General features: G+C 65.8%; 16 protein-coding genes. 5 read left to right on the top strand and 11 right to left on the bottom strand.

From position 1 onward, the window contains the following. Positions 1-42 precede the first annotated feature (42 nt). The 6 genes from VSR71_RS13980 to VSR71_RS13955 form a co-directional block, all read right to left on the bottom strand. Entirely contained in the window at positions 43-765 is a 723-nt protein-coding gene (locus VSR71_RS13980; protein WP_063237654.1) for a Crp/Fnr family transcriptional regulator, read from the bottom strand. A 296-nt stretch (positions 766-1,061) separates the two neighbouring features. Continuing rightward, positions 1,062-1,859: a hypothetical protein gene (locus VSR71_RS13975; RefSeq protein ID WP_342914454.1), complete on the bottom strand. Its 798-nt coding sequence runs from the start codon at positions 1,857-1,859 to the stop codon at positions 1,062-1,064. Further along, positions 1,856-2,839 (bottom strand): DUF1839 family protein, encoded by a 984-nt coding sequence (locus VSR71_RS13970; RefSeq protein ID WP_428979399.1) that lies wholly within the window; start codon positions 2,837-2,839, stop codon positions 1,856-1,858. The genes VSR71_RS13975 and VSR71_RS13970 overlap by 4 nt, the downstream gene beginning before the upstream one ends. A 677-nt stretch (positions 2,840-3,516) precedes the next feature. Beyond that, positions 3,517-3,795 (bottom strand): hypothetical protein, encoded by a 279-nt coding sequence (locus tag VSR71_RS13965; RefSeq protein ID WP_209761877.1) that lies wholly within the window; start codon positions 3,793-3,795, stop codon positions 3,517-3,519. Positions 3,796-3,953: 158 nt separating this feature from the next. Next, positions 3,954-4,418: a DNA-binding response regulator gene (locus tag VSR71_RS13960; RefSeq protein ID WP_342914452.1), complete on the bottom strand. Its 465-nt coding sequence runs from the start codon at positions 4,416-4,418 to the stop codon at positions 3,954-3,956. A 323-nt stretch (positions 4,419-4,741) separates the two neighbouring features. Further along, positions 4,742-5,560: a helix-turn-helix transcriptional regulator gene (locus VSR71_RS13955; RefSeq protein ID WP_342914451.1), complete on the bottom strand. Its 819-nt coding sequence runs from the start codon at positions 5,558-5,560 to the stop codon at positions 4,742-4,744. Positions 5,561-6,163: 603 nt separating this feature from the next. On the opposite strand from VSR71_RS13955, the gene VSR71_RS13950 reads away from it, so the two are divergent. Further along, positions 6,164-7,831 carry a phage integrase family protein gene (locus tag VSR71_RS13950; protein WP_342914450.1) on the top strand — a complete coding sequence of 556 codons (1,668 nt, stop codon included), beginning with the start codon at positions 6,164-6,166 and terminating at the stop codon, positions 7,829-7,831. Between the two features lie 157 nt (positions 7,832-7,988). On the opposite strand, the gene VSR71_RS13945 is transcribed toward VSR71_RS13950, so the two are convergent. Next, positions 7,989-9,002, bottom strand: coding sequence for a ParB/RepB/Spo0J family partition protein (locus VSR71_RS13945; protein WP_342914449.1), 1,014 nt, complete (start codon positions 9,000-9,002; stop codon positions 7,989-7,991). Positions 9,003-9,005: 3 nt separating this feature from the next. Further along, positions 9,006-9,665, bottom strand: a complete 660-nt coding sequence (locus VSR71_RS13940) for an AAA family ATPase (RefSeq protein WP_063237647.1) — start codon at positions 9,663-9,665, stop codon at positions 9,006-9,008. A 380-nt stretch (positions 9,666-10,045) separates the two neighbouring features. On the opposite strand from VSR71_RS13940, the gene VSR71_RS13935 reads away from it, so the two are divergent. Next, positions 10,046-10,249, top strand: coding sequence for a cold-shock protein (locus tag VSR71_RS13935; RefSeq protein WP_029045138.1), 204 nt, complete (start codon positions 10,046-10,048; stop codon positions 10,247-10,249). Between the two features lie 105 nt (positions 10,250-10,354). Here VSR71_RS13935 and VSR71_RS13930 read toward each other — a convergent pair whose 3' ends face one another. Together VSR71_RS13930 and VSR71_RS13925 are read right to left on the bottom strand one after the other, a co-directional pair. Further along, the gene (locus VSR71_RS13930; protein WP_342914448.1) at positions 10,355-11,449 is read right to left on the bottom strand and encodes a replication protein RepA; all 1,095 of its coding nucleotides are present in this window, start codon (positions 11,447-11,449) and stop codon (positions 10,355-10,357) included. A gap of 1,727 nt (positions 11,450-13,176) precedes the next feature. Continuing rightward, on the bottom strand, positions 13,177-13,380 hold the full coding sequence (locus VSR71_RS13925) for a cold-shock protein (protein WP_115699322.1): 204 nt from the start codon (positions 13,378-13,380) through the stop codon (positions 13,177-13,179). Between the two features lie 416 nt (positions 13,381-13,796). On the opposite strand from VSR71_RS13925, the gene VSR71_RS13920 reads away from it, so the two are divergent. The 3 genes from VSR71_RS13920 (at position 13,797) to VSR71_RS13910 (ending at position 17,937) form a co-directional block, all read left to right on the top strand. Continuing rightward, positions 13,797-15,161, top strand: a complete 1,365-nt coding sequence (locus VSR71_RS13920) for an NCS2 family permease (protein WP_342914447.1) — start codon at positions 13,797-13,799, stop codon at positions 15,159-15,161. A 932-nt stretch (positions 15,162-16,093) separates the two neighbouring features. Further along, complete coding sequence (locus tag VSR71_RS13915) at positions 16,094-16,450, top strand: hypothetical protein (protein ID WP_428979398.1); 357 nt, start codon at positions 16,094-16,096, stop codon at positions 16,448-16,450. Positions 16,451-16,569: 119 nt separating this feature from the next. Beyond that, positions 16,570-17,937 carry a sigma-54 dependent transcriptional regulator gene (locus tag VSR71_RS13910; RefSeq protein ID WP_342914445.1) on the top strand — a complete coding sequence of 456 codons (1,368 nt, stop codon included), beginning with the start codon at positions 16,570-16,572 and terminating at the stop codon, positions 17,935-17,937. A gap of 161 nt (positions 17,938-18,098) precedes the next feature. Here VSR71_RS13910 and VSR71_RS13905 read toward each other — a convergent pair whose 3' ends face one another. Next, a complete protein-coding gene (locus tag VSR71_RS13905) occupies positions 18,099-18,506 on the bottom strand; it encodes a hypothetical protein (protein WP_342914444.1) in 408 nt (135 codons plus the stop codon). Between the last annotated feature and the right edge of the window lie 427 nt (positions 18,507-18,933).

Genomic DNA, 18,933 nt, shown 5'->3' with positions numbered 1-18,933 from the left:
CGTGGTCAGCCGCACGCTGCCAGGGGCAGCCGGCTCCGCCGTTCAGGCGTTGGCCAGCGCGGGCAGCAGCCGGTCATATTCGCGCTTGACCAGCTTGTAGCATTCGCACGAATGCTTCTCCAGGCCGCAGCGGTCAAGTACTGTGATATGGCCACGGCTGTGGTGGATCAATCCCAGGTCCTCCAGCTTGCCCGCGGCTTCGGTCACGCCTTCGCGGCGCACGCCGAGCATGTTGGCGATGACCTGCTGCGTGATCACCAGCTCGTTGGAACTGAGCCGGTCGATCGCCAGCAGCAGCCAGCGGCACAGCTGCTTGTTCAGAGAGTGGTGGCGGTTGCACGCGGCGGTTTGTGCGATCTGCGTCAGCATCGCCTGCACGTACAGCAGTGTCACGCGCTGCAGCGTGGGCAGGCGCGGCAGCTCGGCGCGCAGCATGCGTGCGGGAATGCGGTAGGCCAGGCCGGGGCTGCGCACTTCGACGCGGCTGGGCATGGTGTCGCCGCCGGTCACCACCGGGATGCCGACCAGGCCTTCATGGCCGACCGCGGCGATCTCGACGGTCGCGCCGTCTTCGAGCAGCGACAGCAGCGAGACCACGGCGGTGGTTGGAAAGTAGACGTGGACGATGCGCTGGCCGGAATCCGTGAGCAACTCCCCGGCGCGCAGCCGGACCAGCTCGAAGTGCTGGGCCAGCGCTTCCCACTCGCCGCGCGGCAACGCGCTGAGCAGGTGATTGACATGCAGTTCCGACCGATGCGTAATCATTTTTCGTACCCCCTGTCCAAACCCGTTTTCGGGAACAACGTTCAGCCGGCTCGGCGAACGCCACTCGGGAAAACGGGCTTCAGCCTTGCCGGTCCCCGTTCAGCGCCGGCATGGCCGGCATGACTGGTTTCCGACTGCCTGGCTGCGCCGTTGACCCTGCTGCGGCGCTGACTGCAAGCCAGTGACTCTATTTAGCGTCATGGCGAGACGCTGCGACAGTAGGCGAATGGTTGGGAAGCGCTCATCCATCGGGAGGTTGGCCGGAAAGCCGAGCGGAATGCCCCGCCGCGGCGCATTCAGCGTGCGGCGCGCGGCAGCGGCGCAGGCAGGCGCCGGGCCCTCCTGCAAAAGTCGGAGATGGGTGGAAGCGCGGGGCGGGCGGCGCAGGCGAGTGGCGCCGGAAGGGACATAAGGGACACACGGGGCGCCAGCAATTCGATGGGCTGGCATGGCCCGACCTCATCCAGCGGCAAGGCGCGCGGAAGAAAGCCGGCCAGGTGGCCAGCGGCGGCCACCACGGTGCAGCGCCAGCCACGCACCGCCGCCGCGGCGGGATGCAGCACGCGCGGCGCGCGGAAGCACAGGTGGATCGTGTTCATGCCCGACAGTTCGATCTCTGCCTCGTGCAATGGAGGCAGCGCGTGCATGTCGTGCAGTTCATCCATCTCGCGCAGTGCGCGCAGTTCGGTGCCACGGCCGATCGCGTCATCCACGGCAATCACCTGGCGCCCGTTGAACCACGCCTCGGTGCCGCGCACCAGGCCGCGCAGGCGCAACAGCCGCGGCCCCTGTCCGGCAAAGCGCAGTTGGTACCAGTAGTCGTGGCAGTGCAGCGGCACCGGCGCGCCTTCGCGCAAGCGGCCCGCGGCCTGCATGGCCATCGCAACCGAACCCGGCACCGGCGCCGGCAGCCAGCACGCGCCGTCGTCAAGCACCGCGGGCGACGGTGCCGCGCCGGGCAGCGTCTGCAGCCATCGCCACGGGCCGCAAGGCGCGTGCGACGCGACGTCGGTGAAGGCGGTGAAGGGCGTGACGCCGACGGCCGGGACGAGGACAGCGGCTGGCCGGCCCGAGGCCGCGGCATCGGCGGTCATGGGGCATACTCGCCGAAATGCCGGGCCAGCGCCGGCACGCTGGCCTGGTAAGAGGCCTCGAGCTGGTCCAGGCAGTCTTCGCAGCGATCCGGCTTGCGGCTGATCACGGCGCGCATCAGCCGGAACTGCATCACCATCGCTTCCGACGCCATCGTGTAGCAAGCTTCGGCCGCCTTCTCGGGAACGTCCTGTCCCTGCATCACCAGCCAGCGCAGGTAGCGCGCGAGCAGCTCGAAATTGGCGCCGAGCTGGCGCAGCACGCCCGAGGCGTAGTGGTGGAAGCCCGGCTCGCCGCGCGCCATCAGCCGCTCCAGGTGCGCGGGAAACACGGCGCGGAACTGTGTCACGGGATTCTGCTGCGGGCGGTTGCCGAGATGCGTGCGCAGCAGCGCCAGCGAGGCGTCGAGCAGCGACTCGCGCCCGCGCAACCGGCCATCGCGGCGCACCACTTCGGCATGCACGAAGGGCAACGACTCGGCATTGCGCGCTCCGGGCGCCAGCCTGAAGATCGCGGCGTAGTCCTCGCCGCTGGCGGTGTGGTAGCCGTCGGTGTGGTAATAGCCGACCGCGCCCGCCTCGGGGATCAGCACGTCGACGGCGATGCAGGTCGGCGTGCGGTGGCGCTGGTAGCCCGCGCCGGGCGGTGGCGGCAGCTGGCTGCTGTCGAGCTCGATCACCACGAGATGGCCCCGCGCGGTCTGCGCCGCCACGTGCGACTCGAGCGAGTCGTACAGTGTCAGCGCATGGGCGGTCAGCCCGTAGAGCCGCTCCAGGTCCGCCAGCGGAAAGCGGCACTGCGTGAAATGGTCGGCCTCGAAATCCTGGCGCACTGCGCACGGCAGCGCGGCGACCGGTGGCAGCTCGAGCCCGTGCAGCAACTCGATCCACAGGTCGATATGGCAATTGACGTGCGACCACACCGGATTGCCGCCACGCAACCCAGGCCCACCACGTCCACGCATCTTGGTGTCGCCGTACACTAGAGACCTCCGCGCCTGCCATGCCGATCCATTTGCGGGTGTGCACGGCCCGCTCCGGATGCGTGCCCTCGCGCTCGCGTTCCGGCTGCCGTGCACTGACTGTCCGTCGTCATGCCCGCCTTCTCCCTGCACCGAGCCAAATGCTTGCGCCATCGGTCGTGATGGCGATCTTGGCGCGCACGGTTCAGGACAGTCTGTTGGACGGCGCACAAACCTTGCACAGGTCACTGGGTCAGGCCATCGTTGCGCGGCGCAAGGCGGCGCATGCCAACGAGAAGCGCGTCTGTTCCGGTCGCCGCAGAGGCGCAGAGGTTGAGTCCCGGTTGAGCCGGTTGAGTGGCGTTCAGCCGCATGCGTGACACGCATGGTGCTTCTGGCGGATACAGGCGTGCGTGCCGATTGGATATCGTCAAGAAGACGTGTGGGCGGGGCAGTATTGCCCGCACGTCTTCAAAGCCCGCATGGTCCCCCGGTCGGCGGGCTTCTTTTTTTGTGGCATGGCACGGCGCGGGGGAGGCCAGCAGGCATGCGCACCTGTGGGTGCGTGGCAAAGGTCGGCGAGCGGGACTGGTAGCCACCGCTGCAGGACTAAGGCAGCAGTGATCGCGCCTCGCCCTGGCGTTGGCGCTGGCGAGGCATGCGGGGGAGAGAGCGGCAAGACGCCGCGGCGCCCTGGCTCAGGGCAGCGTGGCTGCCGGCAGGCGCAGGCGATGCTGCGCCAGGATCAGTGCGCGCAGGCTTTCCACCCGCAACACCGCTTCACGCTGTCCTGCTTCACGCGCGGCCTGCGCTGCGGCATGCTCGCAATCGAAGCGGCGACCATGCAGTTCTCCGCGGTACAGCAGCGGCTGCTCGCCCGCACCAGCCAACCGGATCTCGAAGCAGCAAGCCCACTTGCCCCGGCCCTCGCGCAGGGCGAAGCCATGCACGACCAGGTAATCCATCCCGCCTTCCATACGACCCCCTAGCATCCCGGTGCGGCATGCCTCTTGGAACGGGGCTGCTCGAACGCCGGGCATCTCAAGCATAGTGCTTGCGCGCACAGAGCGCCCTCATCCGCAGGCTGTAATCCTGTGGTGGCCGAAGGACGGAAGCGCGAGAGGGACAGGTAGATTCAGGCGGCGCCGACGCTGTCGTGGGGCGTTGCCTGCATCAGTGAAAGCGCCATGCGCGGGAAGCACTGGCCGCCAGCCCACACCAGCGCGGTCGCGGCGCAGACGAGCTCGGCAGGCGCCGGCGCCGCCAGGCAACCGCTCGCGCCCAGCAGCGCGGCGTGGACGATCAGCGTCGCGTCCAGCCGGTCTGACAACACCAGCCAGCGGCGCGGCGCGAGCCGGGCCTGCATCTGTTCGAGCAGCTTGCGCGGGTCGCCGTCCATCCCGCTGCAATCGATCAGCGCGACATCGGCCGGGTCGCTGCCGGGCTCGTCCGCATCGGGATGACGCTGCCGGGCGGCAGCACCCTCCTGCAACCATTGCGGCGCGCACCATCGGATCGGGCGCGGCAGGCCCAGCGCTTCCAGACGCCGCACCAGGGTGCGGCACATCATTTCGTTGCTGGCAATCAGGTAGGTCGGCATCGAATCGGCAATGGAGCCCACGGCCGGTGCGGCGCGATGGGCCCAGGGGTCAGAAGGTCAAGTGGCCGGATGGCACGCCGTGACGACATGGCGTGCCTCGCGGCGCGCGCCCCTGCCGCTGAACGCCTGTCGCATGGCGGGCGGCAAGCGGCGGCGAACGCCTCCCTGTCAACGTAGCAAGCGCTCCCCGGCACCGCCTCATGCTTTTGGTGGAGACCGTCACGTCAAAAGGATGACCCGCGGGGATGACCGCGGCGCCGGAGCCGGCCGGCGCCTGCATCATGGCTGCAACCGATGCACCCAGGAACGGTCATGCGGGGACTTCAGGCGGCCTGGCACGCGCCGAGCGGCCGCACCGCCGGCGGGCCGGCCCAGTCCAGCGTGGCGCCTCGCTGCAGCGCCACGTAGACGGCTTCGCCCTTGTTGCGGACATGGAGCCGCTGGTACAGCGTGCAGGCATGCGTCTTGGCCGTAGCGACGGAGATATTGAGCATCCGGCTGACAGTCTTGATCGGATAGCCGCGCGCGAGCAGGGCCAGCACCTCGTACTGTCGTTCGGTGATATTGAGCAGATGCGCGCCGGTCGACGGCGTTTCGCTCGTATGCGCAGGCTGCGTGGCCGGTGTTTCGCCGCGCAACGCATGCAGCGGCACCACCACCGGGGCGGCGTGGCCGGACGGCATCGATGGCGCGGACGGTGCGGACATGGCCAGCGCGCCGGCTTCATCGCCGCGCCCGCTCGCCGGCTCGGACAGCAGCAGCGCCGGGAAGCACTCCCCACCGGCCAGCACGAGCCGCACCGCGGCGTCGAGCGCTTCGGCGCTGGCGGCCTTGTGCAGGCAGCCACGTACGGACTCCGGCAGTGCCGGACGTGACAGTGCCGCGGCGGGCCGTTCGGTCAGCAGCAGCACGCGTCGGGGCCGCAGGCGCTCGCACAGATCGTCGAGCTGCGCCCAGCCTGCCGCCGCGTCGGGCGGTAGCCCGTAGACCAGCAAGTCGGCGTCTATCAGCCAGAGGTCGGGGTCGATCGGCGCAAGCGGATCGATATCGATCAGATCGCCCGGGAGATGCGCTTGGGCCAGGAGGTGGCGAAGACCCAGGCGCAGCAGTGGATGGTGTTCGACCAAGAGGATGCTGGCCATGGCCGCTCTCCTTCTTATTGCGGCAAGCCCAGGCCCTGCGACAAACCCGTTCTTGCTGTTGGACCAGCTTCCGCTATGCTGCGGCTCGTCGATCCATACGATCCGGCTTGTTCCTGGCCTGGTACGGCGTCCCGTCGGTTGCCGTGCCCGTCCCTTCCCTTGGAGTGCCGAATCGCCCCGTTTGCGCCGTTCGAACCGTGCCGGCCGGCTGGTGCCGGACGCCGCAGTTCATGACTGACGCTTTAGTAACTTTCAGACCAAATTTAACAGAATCTAATTCTGATCTTCAGCTTATGAAACAGGGGCGTCTAAAGCAAGCCACTGTTGCATTGCAGCGGGTATTCCCGAAGAGGGGTTCCCTTCGTCTCGGAACTCTGTCACGCGCACCCACTGCGACCCTGCCATCGAGCTTAGAACGGTAGACAAGTGTTCGGGTGGCTGGGGACTGGCGGAATGCCGCATACCTCGCATAAGATTATCGGCATTGCTCTTTGCTGTGCATTTCCGCCCGGATAGATTTGGGCTGAGTTCAAGTACCTTATAAATCAAGAAGTTACGCCAGACTATGCGCCCTCCCCCACCCACCATCCCGCGCCACTGACCATGTTGTCCGGATCCCACTCCGTCAGCCTGACCCGCAGCGAATTCGCCGCCGTCCGCGCCTACGTCCAGGGCATGCCGGCGGCGATGGTCGTCGGCCGCTACCTGGCCGACGAGGGCGATGACGACGATGCCGGTGAATCGGCGCTGCGCACGCTGCTGGGGCTGCGCGACCGCATGGTCCAGCTCGCCCATCTCCATGGCCGCGCCGATCTGGCCGAACTGCTGGTCGCCGGTCCGGGCCGTTCCAACCGCGGCATGGATCGCCGGGTGGACGCGTTGGCGGAACTGGAACGGCTCGGTATGGCGGCGCCGCGGGCGGAGCATGGCGTGGAACTATGGTTTGGGCCGTCCCTGGCACGCCGGCTCCGCAATGCCGAAATTGTTACTATTAATGCACTTATTGCATTGATCAACGTCCGCGGCACGGGATGGTGGCGGCGCGTGCCGCGTATCGGTGCCCTCGCCGGCCAGGCGGTCAACCGCTGGCTGGCAGAGCATCGCGAACTGGTCCGCACCCCGCATGGGCAGCCCATGTTGGCACCGCATGTAGGCAACCGCACGCCGCTGGCGCGCGGCGCGTTGGCACCGGAGATGCCGCGTCTCCTGCCGCTGGAGCTTCTCGCCGGTGAAGCCGGGGCGGCTGTCCCCTGTCCCTTTGCCCGCGGAGTCGACGTGGTGCGCAAGTGGTTGCACGCCAGCGCTCCCCCCGCCGGCGCCACATTCGCGGCGTACCGCAAGGAGGCCGAACGGTTGCTGTTGTGGGCGGCGATCGAACGCCGCAAGGGTCTCGCCGCACTTGACCAGCAGGACCGCGAGGCATACCTGGCCTTCCTTGCGGACCCGCAACCGGCGGCGCGCTGGTGCGGGCCGCGGGCTCCCAGGCAAGTCGGAGCCTGGCGGCCATTTACCGGGCCGCAGGGCAACAACAGCCGGCGCCATAGCATGCGTGTCCTGGGTGCCTTGTGGGCCTGGATGGCGCGCAATGGGTACGACTCGGCCGGGCGGTGGATGCCAGCAGGCGGAGCGGCCAGAGGTGTAGCGGCGGCTATCGGCATGGTGCCCGCGGCAGGAGATGTGGTATCCGGGCCGGATTCTGGCAGCACTGCCCATGAGGGATTTGTCGTCGACATATCGCTGACGCGCTTCACTGCCTGGCTGGAAAACGAATGCACCCAGCCGGACGGCAGGCGCTACCGGGCAGCGGCCGCGGCGGTCGCGCTGCTGCGTGAATGCCGGCCGCGCTTTGCCGGGTTGGTGGCGCTGCGCTGGAATGACCTGCGGCTCGTCGACCGGGCGCCGGAAACGAACGCGGAAGAAGCACCAGACGACCGGGTTGCGCTCAGCGGGACGGCGCTGGCCGCGCTACGCCGCCACTGGCAAGACCGGGGGTTGGACCTGGAGGCGCCCGCTGCGGCGGATGTGCCCCTGCTCGGCCCGCCCGCTGCGCCGCCCACGCGGCGGGCGCAGAGCAAGCTCGCCAGCATGAGCCACCCGCCCTACTCGGTGCGAGGGCTGCATGCACTGCTGTCGGCGGTGATTACGCGTTATCGGAAGCGGGATGCGACCTTTCCGGCCTGGTCGCCGCGTGACCTCGTTCGCGAGGTGCGGCGTTGCCGGACAGCGTTGGTTTCGATCGAAGAAGTTGGTACGGACGGAGAGTCGCCGTAGGGACGGGTGGTACAGAACGGGATGCTGCGGGGCGAGGTTTCCAGCGAAGAACTGGGTACGCTGCAGCGTCTCGCCGAGCGATCCTGCCACGTCCGGGGACTCTTTGATGCCTTGGGAGGACGGGGATTCGTAGCCCGCCTCCCAGGCATCTGACTACTCAGAGCAAGGTCTTGTCCAGCCCGAAGCGAGCCTTGAGCAGCTCGACCAGGTCCTCGCGGGCGCTGCGGTCGCCCAGCTGGACATCGAGCACAACGCGTCCCGAATCCCATTCCTTGATGGTTCCGAGCAACTGGCCGCTGTCGGTTCGGATCTTGTATTGCCGGCTGATTTCCTTGACCTTGCGCGCCTTGCCTTCCTGCGCCTGCTTGCGGATCGCCTCGACTTCGCGGCTTGACAGGCCATCGTTGATAATCCGTGTCGCCAGTTCGCGGGTGCGCTCCTCCCCCGCCAGTTTGAAGTACAGCGTCAGCTCATAGCCCGCGGCGATGCCGATCGCGCTCGGCCGCTCGCGCATCACGCCAAGCACGGAGTCCGGCAGGCGCAACAGCGCCAGCGTCTTGTTGACCGTGCCGGCGGACATCCCGGTCAGCTCGCAGATTTCTTCTTCCTTCTGGACCTTGCCTTCGTCGAGCAGCTGGCGCCAGGCAATCGCATTGTCCAGCGCCGACTGGTCAGAGCGCTGCTCGTTGAGCATGAACGACAGCCGGTAGAAGTCCAGGTCGCTCAGGTCGTCCTCGACAAAGCACTCCATCTCGAGCTTGCCGGCTGACGCCAGCGCTCGTTTGCGGTAGTGACCGTCGATCAGGATGTAGTGGCCGGGACGCGACGGGTCGGGGGCTGCGAGGCCGGGAGTCTTCTGCCCATGCGTGGCGATCGACGCCGCACGCTCCTGTACGACCGCGGGATCATAGATGCGCCGGGCATTCAGTGGATTATCGTGAAGCTGCGCCAGCGGAATGCGCACCAGTTGCCGGCCGGACGCCATTTCGCCCGCACTTTCAGCGCTGAAAACCGCGGCGGCGTCGTTGGCCCTGCCCTGCAGCAGCCCATTTGGATGCTGCGAAATCGCTGCCTCGGCCCGCGCAAACCGGTCCAGCGTGTCGTTGCGATGCTTCTCCGCCACCATGCCTGCGAGCATGCCGGCCTTGAGGCTTTTCAGTTTTGTAGCCATGCCTTATTGCTCAATCAAAGACAACACTTCGTCGACCATCATGTCGACCTCCTGTACCGCCTCGCGCGCCCCGGCAACGCCATGGACGGTACAGCCGATCGCCTGGCACTCCCGGAAGGCCGAGCGCGATCCAATCATCGAATTCAAAAGCGGCACCTCGCCATCGTCCCCCAGGATCTCGATTGCCTGGCGTGCGATCGACACGCGCCGCTGCACCATATTGGCCATCACCCGGATCAGCAAGGTTTCATTCTGGACTTGCGCATGCTGCGCCAGCGTTTTTGCTGCGACCGCCGCCCAGAGGTCCGGAGGCGAGGGCACCACCGGAATGATGGCAAGGTCGGAAATCAGCAGCGCACTGGACGGCGCTGCCGAATGAACCGCAGGTGGGCAATCGACCACGATGTAGTCGTAGTCCTGCACAAACTTCCGAACTTCCCGGTGCATGGCGCCACCCGAGGGCGCCAGGCCGATCACCGATGCCGGGAACGGACGCTCATCGCTGGCCTGGGCAGCCCAGCGGGTGGCGGTGCCTTGTTCGTCCATATCGACCAGCATGGATCGGGCACCGCGCAAGCCAAGTGTTCCCGCCAGATGCATGCTGACCGTGGTCTTCCCGCAACCGCCTTTCTGATTGAAGACGGTGATGATTTTGGCTGCCACTGAGACCTCTCTTTCAGCGCTGAAAGCGCGGTTGACTCTTAAGGCGCAACTGTAGCCAAAACGAGGTGACGCTTCAACCTTTTTACAAATTTACAAATATTTTGTTGAAGGTGCGCGGGTTCGCGTTTGGGGCTTTTTGGCGAGTGAAGTTCGGTTCGACAATAAATTTGCTTGAAATGCGCCCGCCCCTGTGTCTAAAGTATTTGTAGTGCGCATTACGCCGCACATGACACCGCATTCCAAAGTGGTTATGATGCGCGCTACAGTCGAGTCAAGTCGTGTCAACCTCGTCGGCTTCCGTTCGGTATCTACGAGAACTCAACGTGCTTGAACGGTTGTTTGCGTGGTGTACTAGAACTTGCTTCGAAAAGGAAATTCTTATGGCAACCGGTACGGTCAAGTGGTTTAACGAGACCAAGGGCTTCGGCTTCATTACCCCGGACGACGGCGGTGCAGATCTGTTCGCGCACTTCTCCGAAATCCAGGGTTCGGGCTTCAAGACCCTGAAGGATGGGCAGCGCGTGACGTTTGAAGTCAAGCAGGGTCCGAAGGGCCTGCAGGCTTCGGGCATCAAGCCGGCCTGATCCAGCTGATTTGCCCGCTGCAGCAGCCCTGCCGCGGCGGACAAACAAAAAGGCAAGCGTTGAACGCTTGCCTTTTTTGTATCTGGCCTGCTGCTGGCCAGGGGCTCAGCCCAGCTTGCGCACGCTGGTACGGGACGGCTGCAGGATCAGCGCCTTGGACGAATCGGCGTCGACCTTGGCCCCCGGATAGACTACCAGCACGTCCTTCAGCGCCTTGCGGAACAACGCGCGGAACTTGCGCTCGCTTTCGGTTTCCGTGCCGAACTGCATCTGCAGGGCTTCCCAAGGGATCTCGGTGCGCCGCTGGATCGTGAAAAACCGGTAGGTCAGCCAGGAATAAACGTCCAGCGCAAATGGCGATTGCTTCAGCGCCTTCAATGCGCGCATGTCCACCGGTACCGGCCGGTTGACCAGCTCGTTGAAAAACGGCTCGGACAGCACCACAAAGCTCTCGAACATCGAGCCCTGCCCCGGCTGCATCGGATCCCACCAGGTCGACAGCTGGTCGGCGAGCAGATAGCCCACACGGTCGATCGATAACGGTTCGTGGTTCGGGTTCTGGTTCTGGCTGGGCGTCGACTTGTTCTGCACGATCGCAATGGTCGCCGAGAACAGCCGGATCATCTGCTGGCGCACCAGCGTCATGGTGCCCCGCTTGCCGCCAGTGGCCATCGGGATACCGAGGTTGTACATGAACTCGGACAACGAATTGCCCAGCGAGATGCGCCGGTCTTCCACCGTCCCGGTGAACTCACCGCGCTTCTTCTTCGCCATGATCTCCTTGCCGATCCAGGCAAGCATCAGGCGCGGATAGGAGCCGTAGGGATAGCCCAGCGAGACGGTTTCCGACACCAGCTTCTGGCGGCCGTTGGCGGCACGCTCGGAGCGCTGCTGCGTGAAATAGCCAGGCTGGATCATCAGCGAAATATTGCCGCTGGTGCGCGTCCATACCGGCGGTGCGCCCTTGGGAGCCCGATATGGCAGCGTAACCTGGACGCTGGCGCGGCTGAGGAAACCAACTTCGCCGCTTTGCCAGGCGTCTTCGCGTTCCATGGCCTGCGCCTCGTCAAACAGGCGCTGGAATTTCTCGGACGGAACCAGGCTGTTCTCGTTGCCGGGAACAATGATGCGGGAGGGCTCGGCATCCATGTCGAGGATGCGTCGATCCCCCGTGGCGGCCGGGGAGCGTTTGATGGGCATATTGGCGTGCTTCGGATTACCCGCCTTTGTACTCGAAGCCGCAAAAGTTGTCACGCAGAAACAGGTACGCTGAGGTTTGGCCTTGCTTGCTGGTTTTTTGCCATGCGGGGACTCTCACGACTGGCAGCGGGGGGGCGGACGGTGGGCAACCCGGGAGGGTTGTCCACGGTGCGCAACCCTGTGACTACCGGTAAACAATACCGATACGGGTTAACTACTTGTAAACCGTATACGAGAAGATCAGCGCCTTGATTCGTAAGGGAAAAAACCACCCCTGCGAACCCGAATCTGCGGACAAACGTACCCGATTCTGCGAAGGGCCGAACCCGTATCTGCGATGCCCCGAACCTGTATCTGCGGACCGCGCGTACTGGTTTCTGCGGGGATAACCCCGTGTTTCCACAGGCTTTTCCACAGCAGAGGCTCTGCAAAGCGTACCTGTTTCTGCGGCGGCCGGGCCGGTATACGCCGTTTACGCCCGGTTTACCGTCAGATTGCGCCGTCACGGGGTCTGCGGCATGGGTTATCCACGCAGAAAAGGGTTCGAACCCCGGACCGCCGACAGGCGTCCAGCGGCGGCAGCGTACCTATTTCTGCGGAAGGCGGCCCGGAGCCGTACCCGATTCTGCGTGGCGAAGAAAAACGCCCCGGTCTTTGTCTCCGCGTACCCATTTCTGCGGCGTACCCAATTCTGCGTCCATACAGCTATGCGCCAGGCTTTGGTCTGCGTACCCGTTTCTGCGGGGTGACCCCGCGGCGCCGTGATCGTATCCGTACCTGTTTCTGCGCTGAATGAAGCGAGTATGCGGATAGACGCATTGCCAAGTTTCCATTGTACATCGGCAATACACAAAAAGCTAGCGCTTACACTCAACGTATACGTGAGAAGGCCGTCTTTTGAGTGGGCGTACCTGATTCTGCGAGTCAGCCGGCGCCGCGCTTCGCCCCAGCAAGCCGAAGTGGCCGGATAGCCCGGCCGCCGTACCCGTTTCTGCGCGACAGAACGGCGGGCGCGAGCACATGGGGCGTACCTGTTTCTGCGGCGGCACGTTTCAAATCTTTGGAGGAATGTATTTTGTGCACTGCAATGCGAGGCGTACCCGTTTCTGCGTGGCGTCTGCGGGCCGGTCGTGTGGATATCTCAGTGTCCGGCTGTTCTTCTCGCCTCCATTGAACCCAGCAAGCCAGGCAACGTGGCGGGACCGGGGCGTACCTATTTCTGCGAGGGCATGGACGCGCGCGGGTAGCGCTTGCACCAACCGTACCCATTTCTGCGTTCTCGCGGGCGTGGGGGAGGCGTTATGCGGCGGGCGTACCCGTTTCTGCGTATGCCGCGGAGTAACGACCTCGGTTCGCACTGCAGCAAGGCGTACCCGTTTCTGCGGAAGGCGCATGGACAGCAATGTGCGCTGACATCGCGAAGGCCGCGGAAATCTGGGAGGCGAGGAGTTGGGAACCGGGGAAGCGGGAAGCCGAAGGCGACGAGGCGACGAGGCTGGGGAGGCGACGAGGCTGGGGAGGCTGGGGAGGCTGGGGAGGCTGGGGAGGCTGGGGAGGCTGGGAGGCCGGGGAGGCCGGGGAGGCCGGGAGCGGGATGGCGAGAAAGCGGCGGGCCATCCTGGCGGAACATCAAGCCCCCGCAGCCCGAACCGCCAGAAAACAAAAAACCCCGCCAAGGCGGGGTTTTTCAGTTGCGTAGCGCGCACATGGCGCGCCATGGGCAACGCTTACAGCGGGGTGATGTTCGCTGCCTGCAGGCCCTTCGGGCCGTTCTTGACTTCGAACTGCACGCGCTGGTTTTCCTGCAGCGACTTGAAGCCCTCGGAGCGGATTTCCGAGAAGTGGGCGAAGAGGTCGTCACCACCTGCGTCCGGCTTGATGAAGCCGAAACCCTTGGCGTCGTTGAACCACTTGACGATACCGGTTTGCATGATTTGCTTTCCAGAAAAAGGATATAAAACGTCGCACGACGCACGCGCCATCCGACAGGGGAACTCAAGGAAAGGACACCATGGACAACCGAAGTACCAGACGGTGGCTAACGAATGAACTGTTGCCTCGTCGCTTGAATCTAGCCGGGTTTATACGGGGGATTGGAGCCAGCGTCAAGTTGGGGCCAGCCCCGACCCGGTCCCGCACGGACGTGCCGGCGCCGCGCCGCGCCCCTGTGCGCCGGTATCCGCTGTGCGATCATCACGCCTTTTGCATATCGCTCATTCGTGTGCGCCGTGGCGTATCGGGCCCATGCTGGACGAGAGTACGCTTGCCGAATGATGGCGCGCCACGCTGTCCCGGCTGCGCGGCGATGCCTGACGCGGACACGATAACGATACCAGGAGACTTAGTCATGTCGATGCCGGAACCCGCTTCCAAGCCGGGTACGCCTTCCGTCAACCCCTCGCGCGGCCAGCCGACGCTGCTCGAGCGCCTGTTCAAGCTGCGCGAGCACCAGACCGATGTCCGCACGGAGATCCTTGCAGGCATCACCACCTTCCTGACGATGGCGTACATCATCTTCGTCAACCCGTCGATCCTGGGCGACGCCGGCATGCCCAAGGACGCGGTATTCGTCGCCACCTGCGTGGCCGCGGCGATCGGTACCCTGATCATGGGGTTCTATGCCAATTACCCGATCGCGCTGGCACCCGGCATGGGCCTGAACGCGTACTTTGCGTACACCGTGGTGAAGGGCATGGGCTTTCCGTGGGAGGCGGCGCTGGGCGCGGTCTTTATCTCGGGCTGCCTGTTCCTGCTGGTGACGCTGTTCCGCGTGCGCGAGATGATCGTCAACGGCATCCCGCATTCCATCCGCGTGGCGATCACCGCGGGCATCGGCTTGTTCCTGGCGATCGTCGCGCTGAAGAATGCCGGCATCGTGGCCGCGAGCCCGGCAACGCTGGTCACCCTCGGCGACCTGCACCAACCCCCGGCTGTGCTGGCCATCGTGGGCTTCTTTGTGATCGTCGCGCTGGACCACCTGCGCGTGAAGGGCGCGATCCTGATCGGTATCCTGCTGACCACGCTGCTGAGCTTCGCCTTTGCCGGCAATACTTTCCACGGCGTGTTTTCCGCGCCGCCTTCGCTGAGCCCGACGCTGCTGAAGCTCGATATCTCCGCGGCGTTGTCGATCGGCATCATCAATGTCGTGCTGGTGTTCTTCCTGGTCGAGCTGTTCGATGCCACCGGCACGCTGATGGGCGTGGCCAACCGCGCCGGCCTGCTCAAAGCGGGCCGCATGGACCGGCTGAACAAGGCGCTGATGGCGGACAGCACCGCCATCATGGCCGGCTCGTTCCTCGGTACGTCGTCGACTACTGCGTATATCGAAAGCGCTTCCGGCGTGCAGGCCGGCGGGCGCACGGGGCTGACCGCGGTGACCGTGGCGGTGTTGTTCCTGGCGGCGCTGTTCATCGCGCCTCTGGCGGGCACGGTTCCGGCCTATGCCACCGCGCCGGCGCTGCTGTATGTGTCCTGCCTGATGTTGCGCGAGCTGCTTGAGATCGACTGGAACGATGTCACCGAAGTCGTGCCGGCGGTCATGACCGCGCTGGGCATGCCCTTCACGTATTCGGTCGCGAACGGGGTGGCGTTCGGCTTCATCAGCTACGCGGCGCTCAAGCTGCTGACCGGGCGCGCGCGGGGCGTGCCGGTAATGGTCTGGATCATTGCCGCGATCTTTGTCTTCAAGTTCTACTACCTGCCGGGTCACTGACCCCTCGTGGCGGCGAGAGCAGACATGGGCGGCACAGGCCGCCCATTTTTTTTGCGCCCACCAGTTGTTCCTTCAACACAATGGCGCCAGGCCGGAATGCCGGAACGCGCGCAAGGCGTACCCGTTTCTGCGGCCCTTCCGGGGCCCGTCCGCGGCCACATGAGAACCCGCGGCGTACCTGTTTCTGCGGGCCGCAATCCGATACGCCTTGCCGCAAGCGATACCACCCCGCACGCCAACCGCGGGTGCCTGCCGACACCGTTGCCATCACCCGTTCGGGGCGCGAAAGCGTACCCGTTTCTGCGTACCATGCGGGCGTCGAAAAGGGAGCCGGCAGCGTGACAGGCAGGCAGCAATCCAGTCCGAAATTTAGTCCAAAATTCAGTCCGAAATTTGGCTCGAAATTCGGTCGCAAATATGTCACGAAACAGCCCGAAGGCCGCGTCCGGCGGGCCGGATTGGCGGTGTGCAGGCCGGCTCATTCCAAAGTATGAGATTGGGTGTAAGTCACCCACTCAGGACTGGACAAACCGCCCCAAATGCACTGAACTATAGGCGTGGCAAAGAGGGGCGCGGCAAGGCGCCCCTTCTTGACTCCGGTGCATGCGGCTGGATTGCCGGAGCACACCGAGCGCGCGTTGGCGCCGTCCGCCAGTCGGTGGACAGCTCGGATGAGACCGCCAGGCAAGGCGGCAGGCCACGACCAGGGAGCGTGCGGAAAACACGTGCGCCACGCAGAGACAAATAATTCCAAGACTGACAAGTGGTATCCGCAGACGTGTAGTGCCGGGGGATGTTGTTCAACGGGGATAATCATGACCGCAGGAGAGATCCGGCGACCCGCCATCGGGCCCATCAGGGAGTCCATAAGCCGATCCACTAGCCGATCCATTCACCATGCCTGGGCTGCTTTGGGGGAAGCCGCAGGCGAAATGCCCGCAAACCGCGCCAGCCACGATGGCGCCGCTGCCGACGTGGCGGCCCTGCTGGCTGATGACAGCGCGCTCAGCGAGAGCGCCCGTGCCGCGGTGGAAAACCTGTTGCGCCGCCATCGTCTGCTGGAGGGCGAGCTGGTACGCCAGCGCGCCATGCTGCAGGAATGGATCCTGAGCCAGCTCACCTACAAGTCGCTCTACTACCAGTACTCCGGACAGACGCCCGAGGCACCGCGCGTAGAGCTGATGCGTGAGAAGGAAGCGGTGCGGCGGCGCATCCGCGAACAGCTCCAGGGGGGCAGCGGCTATCTCGCCGCGCCCGAAGAGCCGTCCCGCAGTCTGTCCACCTCGTGATACCGACGTTGCTGGCGGGCGCCAACCCGCAGCCAGTCCAGCCCCAGTCCGCGCCACGGCCACAGGCCGCGGCGCCGGGTGCCGGAACCAAGAACAAGCCGAACGTCCGGGAGATCGTGATGGACCGACTGTGCAAGGCGCCACGCACTGCGCAGATCGTGGTCGTGTCGCGTCATGAAGATTTTGGTTTTGACCCGTCCAGCTTCGGACCGGGATGGGAACTGCGCCGCGTGCAGCAGATCCGTGACGTCGAACGCGTGGTGCGCGCGAGCCCGCCCGCCGCCGGCGTGATCGACCTGCAGGCGGAATACAGCGATGCCGAGCTCGGCCAGCTCGAACTCGCGCTGCAGCATCTGCATGTCACCTGGGTGGCCATCACCTGCAACGCGATGCTTGCCGACGAGCGCGTGCGCAGGCTGATCCGCGATTATTGCGTGGACTATGTGCGCACGCCGTTCTCGGTGCAGGAGCTGATCTACACACTCAAGCACGCGCATGGCATGGCGTCGCTGCATGGCGCGCGCGCGCAGGAGACGCCATCGCGCGGCACCATGATCGGCGAGTGCGCGGCCATGCGCGCCATGTTCCGCTCGCTGGCCAAGGTGGCGCACAACGAGGCGCCGGTATTCATCTCCGGCGAATCCGGCACCGGCAAGGAACTGGCCGCGCAGGCAATCCACGATGCCTCGAGCCGGCGCAAGGGGCCGTTCATCGCCATCAACTGCGGTGCCATCCCCTCGCACCTGGTGCAGTCGGAGCTGTTCGGCTACGAGAAGGGCGCGTTCACCGGCGCCAACCAGCGCAAGATCGGCTGGATCGAGCAGGCACAGGGAGGCACGCTGTTTCTCGACGAGATCGGCGACCTGCCGCTGGAAAGCCAGGTGGCGCTGCTGCGCTTTCTGCAGCAGGGCACCATCACGCGGCTCGGCGGGCACCAGTCGATCCCGCTGAACCTGCGCATCATCTCGGCCACGCACGTGGACCTGGTGGCCGCGCAGGGCGACGGACGCTTCCGCTCCGACCTGTTCCACCGGCTGTGTGTGCTGACGCTGGGCATTCCGCCGCTGCGCGAGCGCGGCGAGGACATCCTGCAGTTGGCCAACGCCGTGCTGGCCGAGCACGGGCACGAGGCGCACCGGCGCATCCGCGGCTTCTCGGCATGCGCGACCCAGGCCATGATGCAGTACGCGTGGCCAGGCAACGTGCGCGAGCTGATCAACCGCGTGCGCCGCGCCATCGTGATGACCGACAACCGCAAGATCACGGCCGAGGATCTGCAACTGCACGGCGGTGCCGAACTGCCGCGCAAGACCCTCGATGCGATCCGCGAGGAGGCCGAGCGCGAGGCGATCCGCAACGTGATGGCCAGCCATGGCTTCCACGTGGTGCCGGCCGCGCGCGAACTCAACGTGTCGCGCGTGACCCTGTACCGGCTGATGCACAAGCACAATATCCGCGTGGAGAGCCAGCCCGTCGCGGGCGAGTAGGCCGGCAAGCCACCGCGCAAGCGCCGGCTGCCGCCATCCGTTGCTGTTGAGCGCCACGCCGTGGGGCACCACGCTGCCTCGCATCAGGCTGCGCGCCACAGGAAAGGGGAACCGCCGACGTCCGCTCGCCGGTTCCGCCTTTCCCCGTGCCCGCTGGCACGTCAGCGCACAACCGCGCGAGGCTGGACGGCCGCGCCTGCTCCAAGGGTCCCATCCGCCGGGACAGCCGCGAGATTCATGCTGATCTTGCCGCGCGGCGTGCGCGGCGGGTCGTTGTCGTCCCGTTGCAGCCAAGGCGGCGCGTCGCGCCGGTCCGGGTAGTCGCGCGCCTGACGGCGGCCTTGCGGCGCCGCAGGTGCTGCCGCGCCCGGCGAGGTGTCCTGCTGCATGCGCAGTTCGCCCCAGGCCCAGCCGAAGCCGCGCACATAAACATCATTGCTGACCGCCGCGTGGCTGTTCGCGCTGGCGTCGTCCGGACGATCGAACCAGGCATAGCTGGCTGCCAGGGCAGGGGCCGAGAAGACCGCCAGGGCGGCCAGCACGCCTGCGGCAGGGGTTGCGGCTTTCATTGTGTCTCCTCCTCGTGGAAAAAAAGTGCCCGCCGGGGGACGGAGCACAAATCCGCACGGGCACGCTGGCCCGCGTGCCGCTTGTTTCGCACCTGCTCCCGGTCAGGCGCGCCGCTTCCCGGCCGGACGCCTGCCGGCCGCGCGCGTGCAGGACGGCCCCCTGGCCCGGCGTGCACCGCCGGGGCACGGTGCGCTGGCCGTATCCAGCAGTGCCGGCTCGACCCGCGCGCGCGGGTAGGGCAGCAGTGGCGGCGAAAGCAGGTCCGTCACCGTAGGCGGGGGGCCCGCCAACCGGTATGAGCGCCGGCGCGCCGTCATGCGTGAAGGCGGATGACGCATGGCTGGTCTCTCTCCGCAGTAGTGGCTGGTTGATGGTCTGGACGCGCGGCGTCCCTGCGAATGCTGAGCGACAAGTGTGCCAATGGCC

This window comes from Cupriavidus oxalaticus (genome assembly GCF_038900635.1).
GTDB classification, from domain to species: domain Bacteria; phylum Pseudomonadota; class Gammaproteobacteria; order Burkholderiales; family Burkholderiaceae; genus Cupriavidus; species Cupriavidus oxalaticus_B.
The sequence above is the reverse complement of the archived record's forward strand: the minus strand, read 5'-3'. Positions and strand labels throughout refer to the sequence as shown.